This window comes from Pseudoalteromonas sp. (genome assembly GCF_018402495.1).
Lineage (GTDB): Bacteria > Pseudomonadota > Gammaproteobacteria > Enterobacterales > Alteromonadaceae > Pseudoalteromonas.
This window is the reverse complement of the sequence record NZ_JAGYIU010000003.1, coordinates 523,038-539,942: the sequence shown is the minus strand read 5'-3', so window position 1 is coordinate 539,942 and position 16,905 is coordinate 523,038. Positions and strand designations below refer to the sequence as shown.

The following is a 16,905-nucleotide window of genomic DNA, read 5'->3' as shown; positions in this document are numbered from 1 at the left end:
TTATTGCTGACATATCCTTTAATTAGGCGCACACTATAGCCCCATAAAAACGTGCTTTGCCAAAATAATTTTTTGATACCCAAGTCATTTTAAAAATCAACGTACAGAAATTGCTTCGGTATATTATTTTTAAGGGCATTGTCATGAATATAACCATACCAAAAATCGTCATCATCGGCGGTGGCGCTGGTGGGCTGGAGCTAGCAACTCAATTAGGGCACAAATTAGGAAAGAAAAAACACGCAAATATATTACTCATCGATAAAAATCGCACTCATATATGGAAACCGTTATTGCACGAGGTTGCAACTGGCTCTATTGATGCCGATTTAGATGGGGTTGTTTACTCCGCGCATGCTGCCAAACATCACTATAACTTTCAACTTGGTACCTTTTGCAACCTCGATAACAATAATAAAACCATTACCTTAAGCCCTCTATATGACGAGTTAGGGCATCAAATATTACCTAAACGCACCGTTCACTACGATCATTTAGTTATTGCTATTGGCAGTGTGAGTAACGACTTTAATACTCCAGGCATTAAAGAGCATTGTTTTTACCTAGATTCAAATCAACAAGCAGCGCGCTTTCAACACGCGCTGCTGGATAACTTTACTCGCCTTCATCAAGACGATGACCCATTACACTCATTAAACATCGCCATTGTTGGCGGTGGAGCAACTGGGGTTGAGCTCTCGGCTGAGCTATATCATGTTTCTGATTTACTAAAAATATACGGTTTAACCAATATGTCGGCCAAGCGTTTACATATTCATCTTATTGAAGCGGGCCCCAGGATTCTTCCGGCGCTGTCTGAGCGAATTGCCAGTTCAGCCAAGCGTGAGTTATTAAGATTAGGCGTCACCGTTCGGGAAAATACCCAAGTTAAACAAGCAACCGAACATGGCTTTATCACCAATGATGATGAGCAAATAAACGCGGATATTATGGTGTGGGCGGCGGGCGTAAAAGCACCTGACTTTATTAAAGAGCTGGGTATTTTTGAGCTGACTCGTAATAACCAAATAAAAGTAAACGAGTACTTACAAAGCAACCTTGACCCACAAATATATGTGCTTGGTGATTGCTGCGCGTTTACGCAAGATGATGGTACGCAAGTGCCACCACGCGCTCAATCGGCACACCAAATGGCACAATGCGTTGAAAAAAACTTAATTGCCACACTACGCCAGCAGCCCCTTAAAAAGTTTGAATATAACGATCATGGCTCACTGGTCAACTTATCGCGCTACAGCACGGTAGGCAGCTTAATGGGTAATCTAACCAGTAATAGCTTTTTTATTGAAGGCAAAATTGCCCGCTTTATGTATATTTCATTATATAGAATGCATCAGCGCGCTATTCATGGCAGTGCTAAAACCTTTGCTTTGTGGATCAGCGAAAAAGTGCTACGAGTAGTTCGTCCTAAAATGAAACTGCATTAAAATCAGTGAGTGTTAAACACGCCACTGTCTTTAATATTTAATATTAGCTATATAAAGTATAAGAAAATTTTTAGGATAAATGCCATGACGGTCAAAACGCTGATTTTTAATTTTGATGGTACAGGTAGTGAACCCCGAGATGCAGATCAATTTAGCACTGAGAACTATAAAGAAGACGTCAGTATCTCTAACATTTTAAAATTACACTTATTATTTGGTGGTAAACTTGATGAATCCCCTATTACCCCTTTTAAACAGCAATTAAGTTTTTATTATCAAGGAATAGGTACTAAGGGCAGCCGTTTAAAACGACTTTTAAATCAAACGCTCGCACCACGCTCAGACGATGTAGCGAGTATTTTAAGCCAAGCTATTAATGATTTTAAACAACATTACCAAAGTGGCGATACAGTATTACTAACCGGTTTTAGTCGAGGTGCAGCATTGGCACGGCGCTTTGCCAAGTGCTTAGAGCCATTAATTACCGAGCAGGTGTATTTATGTGTATTTGATACAGTGGCCTCAATTGGCTTGTCAAAGATAAGTAAAGCCACCCGCGGCGCTGAGCACGTTATTTTTGAAAACCATACTATTGCCAATAATATTACTCAAGCACTGCACTGTGTTGCACTTGATGAAAAGCGCCGCGCCTTTGAACCCACTTTAATGAATCAACAAGCTAACATTACCGAGCTGTGGTTTGCCGGAGCGCATTCCGATGTGGGGGGTGGCTATTATCGCGATGGACTTGCTGATATTTGCTTGCGTTATACACTTGAATGGCTTATTGCTCAGCCGCTGTCGGTTTCATTGCTAACCAGTCATGACATAGACTACGAAAACCTTTTACCTGAGAGTAACTTAGTTGCCCAAGACGATGTGACTGTTATTCCCGATCCACTGGCGTTAAGTCATCAGCAAAATTACTTTTGGTTAAACCCATTTTTTAAACTTGTTGATAGGCAGTGCTGTGTATTAATTGACGATGAAATCAGCCACGTCGCCCCATTAATACATCACAGTGTTGCACAGCGAATTAATAAACTAACCAGCTATCGTCCTGAATCGTTAAAAAACTTACATTATAAAATGATTTACAGCGACGACAGCACGTTAAACTTTATGGGACTCAGTGCCCATATAATGCTAACCAACCAAAATATGAGTTTACTTAGCGTTGATCAAAGTCAAGATGTAATGGTGTATGCCAGTGAAGCCTATAACGCCACAGGATTAATGCTTGCCCAAGGTGCGACCTATCGCTTTACACCTTATCCTAACCAATTTTGGTATGACGATGGTATAAAGTGCCCACCTTCTGGATGGCATCGCGATAATGTACAACTCGGCGTTAAAGAAATCCCCATGGCATTACTTGAACCATTTAGGCGGTTACCTACCGCGCAGTGGTTTAGTTTAATTGGTACAGTTGGGCAAAGCGATGAACATGCGTTTGAAATTGCAGAAGGCGTTGAAATAACCATTAAAAAATCGGGCGAGTTTTGCCCATTTGCTAATGACTTAAGTCGTTTTTATGGCGCCAATGCCGGCAGGATAAAACTAAAAGTAACACGATTAAGCTGATAGCTCTACCTATAATCAGTGCACTTTATATACTGCAAAGTGCACTGAGCTAGGGATAACTGGTGAATGTTATTGCTTTTTCATTTTATGGCCTTTCACCGCATAAAATAGTATAAATAAGTAACACGGTAACAATACAGAGTAACACGGTAACAATACAGAGTAACCTGTTTGCAGTGAAGTAAAACCACTCAATAGCCCCCATAAAACCGGGCCAAATGCACCGCCTGCTATACCCATAACTAAAAGTGCAGAGCCAGTACTAGTAAGTTTACCTAACCCCGATAACGCTAATGGGAAAACCGCTGGCCAAACAATAGCGTTAGCTAAACCTAAAAAGGCAATAAGTAATAAAGCATCCGGTAAATTAGCGCCGCCTAAAGGCACCAATAACGCATTGGCAATAACAAACGACTGTGCATCGAGCAGTAAAATACATAATGTAATAACAATCCCTAATACAGCCGATGCGGTTAAAGCGCTCTGCTGAGAAATAAATTTAGGGATAAGTAAAATACCTAAAATATAACCAAACACCATAAACATCATAGTGTATGAGGTCATTACCCCATATTTTTCGACTCCCAGCGATAGTGCAAAAGTACCTATGGTATCACCTGCAATAACCTCAACCGCCACATATAAAAAAATAGCAATGGCACCTAATACTAAGTTTGGGTGAGACAAGGTTTCGCGTATTTCACCTTTATTATTTATAGCTTCAACGCCATCATTAATAAGTTCAGGGAGCGGTGACTTTTTAACCGCAAAGGCTAATAAACCAATAAATAGTGCCATGCCTAAGTAAGGAAAAATAAGGCCGTTGGCCATATCATCAACTTGCTCTTGGCTCAGCTCTGTGCCTACCGTACCGGTAAAGTTGCTTAAAATTAAGGCGGTAAATACCATAGGTGAGATAACCCCCGCGCCTTTATTTAAAATACCCATAATACTAATACGTACAGCAGCCGACTCTTCAGGCCCTAAACGCACTACGTAAGGGTTAACCGCAGTTTGTAATAGAGTTTGACCTGCCCCCATCACTAACTGGGCTAATAAAAACAGAGGAAAAAACTGTGACATAGCAGCAGGAATGAACATCAAACCCGCTAGCATCATACATCCCATACCCAGCGCCATACCGTTTTTATAGCCAACTTTTTTAATTAACACGGCCGAGGGAAGCGCAGTAAAGGTGACAGCAATATAAAAGGAAAATAAAATTAACGACCCTTAAAATGGGGTTAACTGTAAAATTTGACTTAAATACGGCATTAATGAGCCATTAAGCCAAGTAGCAAAGCCCAGTATAAAAAATAATACCGCAACAATGGCCATTGGGACCACGCTACTATTTTTGGACGTATCCATAACATTGGTTGTCATGTTATTTTCCTTTATTTATATTTATTATGTTGTTAACAAACCTGAGCGCCGCCAATCCACGTGCTAATGACTTGTTGTTGTGTGTTTAATTGTACAAAATCTGCTGGACTACCCGGTATTAATCGCCCGTGTGTGGCGGGCAACTGTAAATACTGAGCAGGATATAAACTTGCCATATTAAGCGCTTGCGCTAATGGCTGCTTTAAATGGGTTACTGTATTTCTTACTGCCGTTGCCATATCAAGCGCGGATCCTGCCAGTTCACCCGTGGTAGAGGTGAGCTTACCATTATCTAAGCTGACGGTACGGTCAAAAAAAGCAAATTCGGTGTCATTGGTACCCACTGGTGGCATCGCATCAGTGACTAAAAAAACACGCCCCATTGGCTTTGCTTTTAACGCAAGCTGACATGCAGCGTAATCAACATGATGCCCATCAACAATTAGGCCGCAATAGGTGTCATCGTTTAATAATGCACAGCCTACAACACCTGGCTCACGCCCCTGTAATGGCGACATAGCATTATATAAATGCGTAAATCCGGTTGCCCCAGCATCAACGCCTTGTTGAGCCTGTGCAAAACTCGCATTGGTATGACCTAAACAAACGTGTATGCCTAAATCGCGCATTTTAGTGATGTCACTTGGCAAAACATTTTCAGGTGCAACCGTTACTACAACCTTGCCTAAATCTTGGCGCGATAGCACCTGCCATTCTTGATCAGAAATAGGGCGAATAAAATCAGCGCTATGAGCGCCTTTTTTTGCGACTGATAAATGCGGGCCTTCAAAGTGAATGCCAATAATACCGGGAGTCTGCAAAACGATTGCGTCTGCAATTACATTGGCTGCTTGGTGCATCACTTCAACCGTGTCGGTAATTAAGGTCGGCAGCATGGCGGTTGTGCCATACTTGGCATGTGCCAGCAGCATTTGTTTAACCCCAGCAACACTGCTAGTACGATTAAACAATACACCACCGCCACCATTAACTTGTAGGTCAATAAAGCCTGGCGCAACTAACCCCGTTAGGTGCTCGTCTGCCTGTTGCACGTTATCATCTATTGCCGTAATAATACCCGCATCAATGCTTAACACTTTGTCGTTAACAAATTGCTCGCCATCAAAAAACTCTGCTACATGAATACGTTTTACTGACATTTATAATGTCCTTGTTACTTTTTTAAGCCCCTTAGGCTCATCAGGATTAAAACCACGGCTTAGTGCTACTTTTGCCACATCAAGATAAAAACGCTGCAATACTAAAAATGGCGCTAATCGAGGGTGTACTTCAATACCCTGTTGATTTAGGCTAATAACCTGTGCTCCGCGTTTTGTGACCTCAGCAATTTGTTGCTGATGTGACTCTTTAGTTTCATCATCAACCGAGCAATCTAAAATCACTAACCCTTGCTCAACTAAGGTTACCGGACCATGTAAAAATTCTGCACTACTGAATGACTCAGCATGAATAGCACACACTTCTTTAAGCTTAAGTGCCATTTCTTTTGAGATAGAAAACCCTAAACCACGGGCTAATACCACCATGTTCTTAATGTTTGCAAACTCACTAGGCTGTAACTGAGTTGGCGAATCTATCATTGCATCAAGCGCGCTAGGCAGCTCTTTAAGCCCTTGTAATAATGACTCATTTTGCGTCCAATTAGCAACAATATGCACCAATGCCGACAACGTTGCCAAATAGCTTTTTGTTGCCGCTACCGAAATTTCATCACCGGCTTTAAGAGGAACAAAATCATCGACTATGTCTTGCAATGGTGACGCTTCATCGTTAACCAGTGCAATACAATAAGCGCCCGCTTCTTTCGCCATTTTTGCTTGAGCGAGAATATCTGGGCTGCGTCCTGATTGAGAAATAACAATAACCACAGCGCCATCTAATTTTAAGGTTTTACCATAGACACTCGCCACTGAAGGTGCTGCAGAACTGACGGGTACACCCGCTTCAATTTCAATTAAATACTTACCAAAAACGCCCGCGTGATCGGACGAACCACGGCCAATCATCATCACTACTTTAGGGGCTATATCGCGAAGCTTTTGACCAATTTTTTCCACTAAAGGTTGGTTGGCCATAATTTGCTGCTTGATAACATTAGGCGTTTGCGCCGCTTCTTTTTCCATTAGGGTGTTAAACATCATAACTCCTGGCTACTGTAATTAACGTGCTGTTGTTTAGCGTAAAGAATTGATCCCATTTCTGGTGACGATAATGGGGCTGATAAAATAGCTTGTATATCTGTGTCTAACCACGTCGTCATTGCCGCTGATAAGCCACCAATAAACGAAAGCCTTGGTGGGTTTTTATCTAATAGTCGGCGTGCTATATCGCTTAAGTACGCGCCACCTTCTTTTAAAATAGCAATCGCAATGGCATCGTTCGCTTGTGCTGATTGAAAAACACAACCTGCAAGTTGCGCAAAAAAGGCGGCTGGTTTATTGGCAATTACTTCAACAAGTTGCATTGCATCGCGCACTTCTAAATATTTCATGACCAAATCAGTGAGTACACCACTTGGGATTAATTTGTCTAAGCTTAACAACACCTGCTGAGACGCAGTAAAGCCTATCCATGCGCCGCTGCCTTTATCGCCATGAGGAAAACCATGACCGCCAATCATAAACGATTGACCGTTAACGTATGAAAATCCACACGAGCCAGTACCTGCAATCATCACTGCGCCATCACTACCTTGATGAGCACCCATACAAGCAATTAATAAGTCAGTCGTTAAATGCATAGTTTTAAATGGATGTTGCCACTGCGTCATTTGATTATGCAAACTTGGCAAGTTAACCCCAGCTAGGCCAACCCCTGCGATTAATGCAGATAAAGGCGTCTCTTTGAGCCCTGCATCTTGTAATGCTAAACGCGCTGATTGCTCAATAGAGTGAGTTGCTTGATTAAACCCATGTAACGGGTTACCTGGGCCTGCCACACCGGTGCCTACTATTTCATTACAGCTATTGACGATAATTGCTTTACATTTAGTGCCACCGCCATCGATCCCCACAAAGAGTTGATTGTGATTAATATTGTTGGTGATCATTTTTGCCTCTTAATTTGTTCGACCGTTTTGCAAAACACTGAAAATAAAACCGGACTGCCATACTGTATGAATCTTATACTAGCACAAATGACAGCGTTGTCATTATTTTTATTTACAAATATATAACGTCTTTTATCTTCAATAATTCCAATTGCATTAAATTAGTGATCTATTATAGCGACAAGAAAACAAGTCGATAATTAGGCGAAAATTATGATATATAGTTGTTCTATATAAATAATTTTTAACGCAGTCGCGAGTTACTTAATCCGCTAGAATGTTCATGTTTTTAATAAAATCGGTATAAGTTAAGGAAAAACGCACCTTAACGATGCGTTACTTTAAGCTTTCGACTAACACGACTGCCTGATGGGGTTTTAGAGCGAACCCATACATCTTGTGTTACTTTGACCGGCTGCTTATAGGTTTGCCATTGCCCACTGCCTTGTTTGTATTCAATCACTAAACCAGGGTATGCAATATTAGCGTGCAACATGCCGTTATCAATTTTAGCGCCCGCGTTTGCAAGCCTATAATGCACATCAGCTATTTCTAGCTTAGGAAACTCTTTTAGCCCCATTGTGGCTGCAAAAGTCTGCCATTGCTGATCGCGCTGCTGTTTTAATGCTGAGCTAAAGCGATTTGTTTGTTGGCTATAAACAAAGCCATTGTGATCATACGGCACCGCCCAATCTGCTTTATGCCATGCTCTTTGTGCCAACGATAATAACCGTGGGAAGAGCTTATATTCGGCCATATTGTTGGTGCGGGTATTTTCACTCCATAACTGCCCTTGAATACCCACAAAGCGTTTATCTTTTGCCAAAGGCGCTGATACGACCTTGCCTTGCTCATCATGCTTTAACGTGTCATCAGCTACATAAGGTTTATCTTCTCGATCGAGCCAAAATTCAGCATGAATGGGTAAATTGTCTGGCATAAACTGAAAAATCTTTTCAGTATTTATATGCCTTGAAGCCCAGTAATAACCGTGCTCTTGGGGGTCTGCCTCATAAGGAAAGTCAAAATACAGCACATCTGGCGATGAGATCACCACTTGCCAATTTCTATTAGCAAATTCATGGGCGCGTTGATGGCCATTCCACATTAATAAATCCCAGCTATTACCTTGCACAACCTCTGGCATATTTTGTGGGTTTGTATGCGATAAGCCATCGCTCCATGCGGCGGTTTCAATATTCATATCAGCTAACATATTAGCAATACGTTCAATAAAATAGCTGCCTAGCTGACTCGCATCAGTAATATTTAACTTATTGTGTTTAATAAAATCATCGCAAGCCGGTGACTCAATCCATGCACCTGCAGTTTCATCGGCGCCAATGTGATAACGCGTTAACGGATGCTGGGCATCACTGTGTATCCCTTTTACCTGTTCCATTACTTCACGAACAAACGCATACGATGAGTCTAAACACACATTAATGGTATTGTCGTTATAATGCTGCACCGACGAGTACACGGTAGTATCAAGCGGGTCATACAGTAAAAACTGCTCGGCTTTTTGTTTATCGCCTTGTTTTATGTATTTATTATAACGCGCTTGCATGGATTTAATTGCAGCGCGAGAATGCCCCGGCATATCAAGCGATGGGATCACTTGAATATGACGCGCACTCGCTGCTTTAAGTATTTCTTGATAGTCAGCGACCGAATAATAGCCATTTGCAGCACTTGAAGTATCAAGCCCTGCGCCCAATTGTGGCATTAAACACTGCTGCTCGCTTTGATCAAAACAACGCTTTGCTCCCACATCCGTGAGTTCTGGCAGTGATGGAATTTCTAAACGCCAGCCTTCATCATCACCTAAATGCAAATGCAGCTTATTGAGTTTATAAGCAGCCATTTGATCAAGTAACTTTAAAATAAAGCCTTTGTCGCGAAAGTTACGCGCCACATCCACCAACACACCTCTAAACTGATAATGGGGTGCATCAATCACCTCCCCCACTGGTAACACATTACTGTTAACCTGATATAAACTCGCTAAGCTTTGCAAGGCATAAAAAATGCCTGTTTCATCAGCAGCATCAATCACAATTTCATCGGCTTTAATCGCTAATTTATAACTGCCATCAAATTCATCATTTTTCACTGTAGAATTTAACGTCACTTTAATTGCCGCTGCATCATCGCTTAAATTAATACCAAGTGATACCAACCTTTGTGTTGCAGCAGACAAGTATGTTTTATTCAAGCCTGCATAGTTAATATTAAGCCCTTGGCTTATATCCAGCGTTTGTGTTTGACTAAATTCGCTAAAACGTGGGGTTGGAATAATTTGCTGGGCAATAATATTGCTTACTTGATTTTGCGACGTTAAATAAGCTGAAAAGTCATATTTCTCATTACGCTCAAATAAACGCTCAGCGCTAAGCCACTGAGTTTTATCATTTGCAGTGCGCTTGAACTGACGTTCGTAGTCAGTGTAAGGCATAACATGTGGTAATACCTCTAACCCTGTCTCTGGATCAATTTTAGGTTTTGTGCTTTCAATCACTTTAGCGGTGTCATTTTTATTCACCACGATATAGTTAGGAATAGCGTCGCTTTGCGATAATGACCAAAAATGCGCATAAAAAGTAATAGTTTTTGTTTCACCAGCTTTAAAGCCAGTAAATCCCTCTTTAAGCTCAATTACATGCATATCGCCATTAACGTGTTTAATAGTAAATTCATCGCTAACCGACTTTTGTATTGGCGTAATTTGACTAAAGTAAATTTTCCATTGGTCAACGTTAATCGCCGAGTTGGCAGTTAAATGTAAGTTTGCTTTAAAACAGTGACCATTTTCTATATCTGGATCGCACTGTGCTGATGGGCGGTTATCAACTTGCTGATATTTTATTTGTAAGGTATTAGCAAGTAACTCCACCGCACTGTCGTTTGCGGGGCTTAGCTGAACCGATACCGTATTTTGTTCATCAACATTGCCCTGACACGCACTCAAACCCAGTGCTAAGCAGCATGCTGTCAGTAATGATTTAATCTTCATTCGCTACTTTCCTCTATTGTATTAACTTAGTCACTTAAGCACCTATTTCAAATGCTAAAAATTAAACCGATTTTTCAATGCATTCATTCTTAGAGTGGTTTGTTTATAATGTACCATCAGCTAAAAAATATTTTATGCTTTTAAATCAATCACTATTCACATCTAGCAATTGCCACCTTAGCGCACACAATCCGCTACCTTAGGGTTTAAATAATAATTAACAGCGCGCACCAACTTATGACAACGCTGTCATTAAGTTGTTAATGTATCCTTTTTTTTCTTTTATAGCTACACAGAAGGGTAAAAAAGATACAAAAAATTTACATGTATGTGCTTAATATTCTTTTAAACTATTGTATTTAAATTAAATTTAAATATTACTAAATTATTACCTAAAACTTTATCTACCATTCTCACAAGAAAGGCGTATAAATTAACTGTTAATATTCAATGATGTCTTTATAATTTAGCCGTCAAATAATAAAAACCGAGCACTGTTAACTGCTTTTGCTGTAGTTGTTAACCGATAAAGATAAATTAGTACCCAAAATGATATGTAAAGGTCTATTAAGCCTATGAGAACAACAATAAACGACGTGGCAAAAGATGCCGGGGTATCAATAAAAACGGTATCACGAGTAATAAATAACGAAACCTCGGTGCGTGACAACACCCGTGAGAAAGTCATGGCGTCGGTTAAAAAGTTGAACTTTCAGCCTAACCTTGCTGCAAGAAGTCTCGCAGGAACAAAAGCTTACAGCATTGCTTACATTTACGACAATCCAAATGCCTACTATATTATAGATATGCAAAACGGCATTTTAGATGCGTGTAAAAAGCAAGGGTTTGAACTACTTATTCACCCATGCGATGCCAAAGAAGCACATATTATTGACGAAATAACCAGCATGATAAAACGCACCCGAATTGCCGGTATTTTACTCACGCCGCCATTTTCAGAGATGCCACATTTTGTTGAAAAGCTGACACAGCTTGACCTGAAAGTTGTGCGTATTTTATCGGGGCACGACGCGCCTGACTCATTAACGCCCTGTATTATGATTGACGATAACCTCGCCTCTAAATCGATTACCGAACACCTTATAAATAATGGCCACACACGCATTGGCTTTTTAGCTGGGGGCAGCGAACATAACTCCACCAAAGAGCGCTTAGAGGGCTACAAGGCGGCTTTAAAACAATACGACATTACTATAGATCCTAGCTTAATTATTGATGGCGAATACTCATTTGAATCCGGGGTTGAGGGTGCTAAAACACTTATTAATCAACAAAACAGGCCAACCGCTATCGTTTCATGTAACGATGAAATAGCCGCAGGTGCTTTGTTTGCTGCCAGATTAATGAATATCGATATCCCCAGTGAACTCTCAATCACAGGGTTTGAGGATAGCCCATTCTCACGCCAAACATGGCCAAAGCTCACCACAGCTCATCAGCCAAATAATAAAATTGCTGAAGATGCAGCCAGCCTGTTAATAGCGCAAATTCGCAATGGCAATGACCGCGATATTATTAAACTATACACACCAGAACTGGTTGTCAGAGATTCAACGGCCCCTCCTTTAACTTTATAATTAATTAGCTGCCGCGCGCTGCAAGCCCCCACCTTCAGCGCTTAAAGCAATAAAAGCGGCCTGATCTTTGAATATATAGCCTGTACTACTGAGTTTATTAACAATAAAACGGCGCATGTTGTAAATTTTACACTTAGGGTCTGTTGATCTTTCAAGGTTACATAACTCAGTTCACCTCTCTGATACCGATTCACTTAGTTAAGTATTATTGCAAATTGGTATAAATATACAGGAGTAAATTATGGCCAAGTCAGCCCAATTGTATAGAATGGCAACCGATGAACATATTTGCCCATTTGGTTTAAAATCTAAAGATTTACTTGAACGTCAAGGCTTTGAAGTAGACGATCAATTACTCACCTCAAGAGCCGATACCGATGCCTTCAAGCAAAAATACGACGTAGAAACAACACCACAAACATTTATAGATAATGAGCGTATCGGTGGTTATGATGAACTCAGAGAGTACTTTAATAAATCTCCCGCAGGCCAACAAGGCACAACGTATACGCCGGTCATTGCTATTTTCGCGGTTACCTTGTTGCTAAGTTTAGCCTTTTCGTTGAGCGGTGCAGGGTTAAACGTATATACGCTTGAGTTATTTGTTGCATTAACCATGGCGGTACTGGCCATTCAAAAGCTTCAAGATTTAAGCAGTTTTTCAAATTCCTTTATCACTTACGATTTACTCGCAATGAAAGTGATCCCCTATGCCTATGTTTACCCATTTTTAGAAGCTTTTGTTGGCGTGGCCATGATTGCAGCACTTCCGATTTACTTGGTTGCACCTATCTCGTTGTTTATTGGTAGTGTCGGCGCAATATCCGTGATTAAAGCCGTGTATATAGACAAACGCGAACTTAAATGTGCCTGTGTTGGCGGCGATAGCAATGTACCACTTGGCTTTATTTCATTAACCGAAAACCTATTTATGATAGCAGCTGGTATATGGATGCTAGTTAAATAATATAAAAGCGCGGTAAGTTAAAGCTTACCGCGCCCTTCATATTTTGATAGCGGGCTAAGAGCTACGGGAAGAGCATTCCTGTTTTTATATTTTCTCATTAACCCTCACTCACTTCTCATTGTGCAAGCATGTTTTAAGTGATTTATTTACAAAGAGGTTATGAGACGCTGCGCTGAAAGAGTAGGTTAAAGGCGCTAGGTTCTAGGGAAGCAACTAGGCGCTAGGTTGTGTTCGCTGCTCGTGACTCGTAGCCCGAAGCCCGAAGCCCGAAGCCAGCCTTATTTCAACAAACACTTAGCCAACTCGCAATAAAAGCCCTATTTGATCGGTGCTATTTAAGCCGCGATTAAATAGGACGCTTGTCCTGCGTGTTTGTTGCTGCGTTTAAACGAGCCTTTACCTTTTTTAGCTTTAACCACTTGTGGTTTAAATACTTTAGAGGTTACCAGTGCTGCCAATGCGTTGTGTTTTATTACGCCGCGCCCAGTGTCTACTGCGGATTTGTTACCCGCTTTTGCTTTGCTTTTTTTCGCCATTTATTTTTTCCTATTAATAAAATGAGTATAACGAGGGATATATATCCCACTGTGTTAATGATGGCGATTGTATGCTTAATTTTCAAGCATGCAATCATTTTTAATGCTGTTTTAAATATATATTTTAGCCATAAAAAAAGCGCCGTTATAAACGGCGCCTTTGCTGGTTTAACTTAACCTAAAAATTAAAAACTAAAGCTTACTTTTGCGTAGTAAGTGCGACCATCAAAGCCATAGGGTACGGCACGTAACGGGTATTTAAATGCCCCATTTGAAATAGCGTTTAATACTTCATCATCGCCTAATTCATCCGGTGTTTCATCAAATACATTGTCTGCACCTACCGATAACGTAAACATATCGTTAATTTGATAACTTACATTTAAATCCACTAATACGGCTGATTCTACCGTACTGGTTGCTTTAAATGAGCCATCTGTTGCAAGTTCAATATGGTCATTACCAAAATACTTCACATCGGTTTCGCCAAAGTAATTAAAGCGGATCATTGAGCTATACGCGTCACGCTCATAATCAAACGTTAGCGTTGCACGTTCGCCCGGCTGCCCATCAGTTAAAAAGCTACTTTGAATATCATCAAGTGCTACATTTTCAGGAATACCCGGTGCTGCATTAACACTGTCAATTTTAGTTTCGTTTAAATTACCGGCAAACGTCGCAGAGAAATTACCGTCATATAAATCAGTGCGATAGGACGCAATAATGTCAACACCCTGCGTTGTCGAATTCACTGAGTTTGAAAAGTAGTTCGCTTGTACTGCACCCGTTGCCTGTAGCGCGGCAACTGCATCAGGACTAAATGCCACATCATCAGCCGATAACAAGCTGCCCAGTGTAATACGGTCTTCAATTTCTACACGGTAAAAATCCACCGTTAACGATAAATCACTGGTCACATCATAAACAAAGCCCGCACTGTAGTTCGTTGATGTTTCTAGCTTTAAGTTATCAACACCTAAAGCAGCTGGAAATGCAGAGCCCGTTGTAGCGGTAAACGACTGACTTAACGTGCCGTCCGAGCCTAAGTTTGTGGTAAACGCCGTATACCCACTTTGCTGTAGCGACGGCGCTCTAAAGCCCGTTGATAATGCACCGCGAACCGCAAAGTCATCATTAAATTCATAACGTGTGGCCACTTTACCAATTATGTCGTCACCCGCATTAGAGAAATCCTCATAGCGAAGTGCACCGCTAATATTCCACGCTTCGGTAACCATGGTTTCTGCGTCAATATAAACGGCGTAGCTATCGCGGTCACTTTTATTTGATGCCTCAGGGCGAAGGCCGTTATAGGCTTGAAAACCACATTGTGCAAATTGACTCGGATCGTTCACTGATGGGTATGAGGTATCTGTATTGGCAGTTCCACACGCATATGACGCTTCTTCACCTGGAACAATTTCATAGTTTTCTTTACGGTATTCAGCACCCATTGACACGTATACAGGCTCACTGCGGCCAATATCGACAATCCCGTTCAAATCCATATTAAATGTTGTTTGATCAAATCGAAAACCACCCGAATATCCCTCAGTTGGTCCTGCATTTGCAGCAATATCGGCATCACTTGCGCCCGGATTATTAAATAAATACTCAGCCGCATAAGAGGCGTTTAAGGTATTGCGTGAGGTAAAGTCATATTGATTTTCACCATACACTGCTGAAACATCGTAGGTCCAATCAGGGTTAATTTCACCTTTAAAACCAACCGATACCGAAATATCTTGTGCTTCATTGTCTATTTTTGGTAAAAAGCCATCACTATAAACTTGAATTACGTTTTTAGACGCTTCATTAAAGTTACGATAAAAACCGTTACCCAATGCTGTACGATTAGAATAACCACCAAATGAGTAAAGTTCTCCTTCACCCATCGGCAATGCCATATTGTAAAATACCGAAGTGAACTCACTCTCTGCATTACCTTGTCCCCAACGTACTTCCTCCGATAAAGTGCCGGGCGCGACATTCAGTGAACCGCCGGTATCTCGCTCTGCGCGGTTGGTTTTGCCTGCATCACGATACTCAAGGGATAAATTAATAAAACCACCTTCATTACCTAATTCAAAACCACGATTTAAACCTGCAGAAATTGTTTCCCCGTCGCCTTGCGCCGTTTCACCGTATTGCACATAACCTGTGGTTAAATCAGTTGAATCGTTTAGTGATAAGTTAATAACCCCAGCAATCGCGTCTGAGCCATACTGCGCTGCTGCACCATCACGTAACACCTCAACCCCTTTTAGCGCAATAAGCGGGATCGCGTTCATATCAGTGCCCGCAGAGCCACCGCCCACGGTACTGGTTAAACCAAAAATAGATTGATTATGACGACGCTTGCCATTTACTAAAACTAACGTTTGATCGGGCTGTAAGCCGCGTAATGTTGCTGGGCGAAATAAATCGGAACCATCAGAAACTTGTGTACGTGAAAAGTTAAACGACGGCGCTGTAGCTTGCAAGCTTTGCCCAAGCTCAGTAAAGCCACCTTTGTTTAAATCATCCGCGTCAATCAAATCTATCGGTGATGACGATTCAGTCGCAGTTCTGTTAGACACTCGCGAACCTAACACCGATATTTGTTCGATATTTTTTTCAGCTTTAGCGGGTACTTCTTGAGCATTAACTATGCTTGGTGTACCAAATGCAAAAGCAACCGCGACGGCCAATGTATTTAAAGGATATGTTGACATAATGAGGACCCTGTTTTTGTGTGTTCATATAATTTATTAAGGCATTTTCTTGCAAGCCTTTGACAACATCCTAGCAACATACACAAATAAAAAGAAACAAAAATATGATAAAATTAGCATAAAAATGCAAATTCACTCAAAAACAGAAAAATAACACCCTTAATAGCTCAAAATTAAACCAAAGTAGCATTTTAATATCAAGCTCAAGAAGTTAACACATTGTTAGCAATGCCATTTAATTCATAATTACTAAAAACAACCCGCTTGTATGTTTTCTACCCACAAGTAGGGTAAAAAACATACTTTAAATAATGTTTTATGGGGTTTTCATTAGGGTCTGCTGACCTTTCAAGGTTAAATTTGCAGCAGTCTGTTTGGTATTTAGGCAAGGCATAGCCTATGTGGTGTGGTTATTCCCCATAAATAGGCGATAACGCAGCATCAATGCCAAACAGGCGCTGCCCTTCGGGTTCTGCCTAGGGGCGATTTACTCTTTGTTGCCACCATGGATGGTGGTAAGGAGCGTGAGCAGGACGCGGAAGCTTTGCTCGGTTTTTACTTATTCTTACAGGGATGTAAGCCAGTA

The 16,905-nt window shown here is 41.0% G+C and carries 10 protein-coding genes and 1 pseudogene; 4 read left to right on the top strand and 7 right to left on the bottom strand.

The features are described from left to right. The first annotated feature begins 143 nt into the window (after positions 1 to 143). Together KG708_RS12155 and KG708_RS12150 are read left to right on the top strand one after the other, a co-directional pair. Positions 144 to 1,448, top strand: coding sequence for an NAD(P)/FAD-dependent oxidoreductase (locus tag KG708_RS12155; protein ID WP_213610124.1), 1,305 nt, complete (start codon positions 144 to 146; stop codon positions 1,446 to 1,448). Positions 1,449 to 1,532: 84 nt separating this feature from the next. Next, on the top strand, positions 1,533 to 3,032 hold the full coding sequence (locus KG708_RS12150) for a DUF2235 domain-containing protein (protein ID WP_213610122.1): 1,500 nt from the start codon (positions 1,533 to 1,535) through the stop codon (positions 3,030 to 3,032). Between the two features lie 69 nt (positions 3,033 to 3,101). Here the strand turns inward: KG708_RS12150 and nagP are convergent. From nagP to KG708_RS12125, 5 genes and pseudogenes are all read right to left on the bottom strand, one after another. Then, a pseudogene (gene nagP, locus KG708_RS12145) lies at positions 3,102 to 4,418 on the bottom strand (N-acetylglucosamine MFS transporter NagP). Between the two features lie 32 nt (positions 4,419 to 4,450). Beyond that, the gene (gene nagA / locus KG708_RS12140) at positions 4,451 to 5,578 is read right to left on the bottom strand and encodes an N-acetylglucosamine-6-phosphate deacetylase (protein ID WP_213610120.1); all 1,128 of its coding nucleotides are present in this window, start codon (positions 5,576 to 5,578) and stop codon (positions 4,451 to 4,453) included. Then, on the bottom strand, positions 5,579 to 6,577 hold the full coding sequence (gene nagB-II, locus KG708_RS12135; protein WP_213610118.1) for a glucosamine-6-phosphate deaminase NagB-II: 999 nt from the start codon (positions 6,575 to 6,577) through the stop codon (positions 5,579 to 5,581). It abuts the gene before it with no gap. Continuing rightward, positions 6,577 to 7,488, bottom strand: a complete 912-nt coding sequence (gene nagK, locus KG708_RS12130) for an N-acetylglucosamine kinase (protein ID WP_213610116.1) — start codon at positions 7,486 to 7,488, stop codon at positions 6,577 to 6,579. The genes nagB-II and nagK overlap by 1 nt, the downstream gene beginning before the upstream one ends. 325 nt (positions 7,489 to 7,813) lie before the next feature. Then, positions 7,814 to 10,504, bottom strand: a complete 2,691-nt coding sequence (locus tag KG708_RS12125; RefSeq protein ID WP_213610114.1) for a family 20 glycosylhydrolase — start codon at positions 10,502 to 10,504, stop codon at positions 7,814 to 7,816. A 575-nt stretch (positions 10,505 to 11,079) separates the two neighbouring features. Here KG708_RS12125 and KG708_RS12120 point away from each other — a divergent pair. Then, positions 11,080 to 12,102: a LacI family DNA-binding transcriptional regulator gene (locus KG708_RS12120; RefSeq protein WP_213610112.1), complete on the top strand. Its 1,023-nt coding sequence runs from the start codon at positions 11,080 to 11,082 to the stop codon at positions 12,100 to 12,102. 241 nt (positions 12,103 to 12,343) lie between these two features. Further along, complete coding sequence (locus tag KG708_RS12115; RefSeq protein WP_213610110.1) at positions 12,344 to 13,069, top strand: glutaredoxin; 726 nt, start codon at positions 12,344 to 12,346, stop codon at positions 13,067 to 13,069. Positions 13,070 to 13,404: 335 nt separating this feature from the next. Here the strand turns inward: KG708_RS12115 and arfA are convergent, their stop codons facing one another. Further along, entirely contained in the window at positions 13,405 to 13,605 is a 201-nt protein-coding gene (arfA, locus tag KG708_RS12110; RefSeq protein ID WP_213610108.1) for an alternative ribosome rescue factor ArfA, read from the bottom strand. Between the two features lie 185 nt (positions 13,606 to 13,790). After that, entirely contained in the window at positions 13,791 to 16,319 is a 2,529-nt protein-coding gene (locus tag KG708_RS12105; RefSeq protein WP_213610106.1) for a TonB-dependent receptor, read from the bottom strand. Positions 16,320 to 16,905 lie beyond the last annotated feature (586 nt).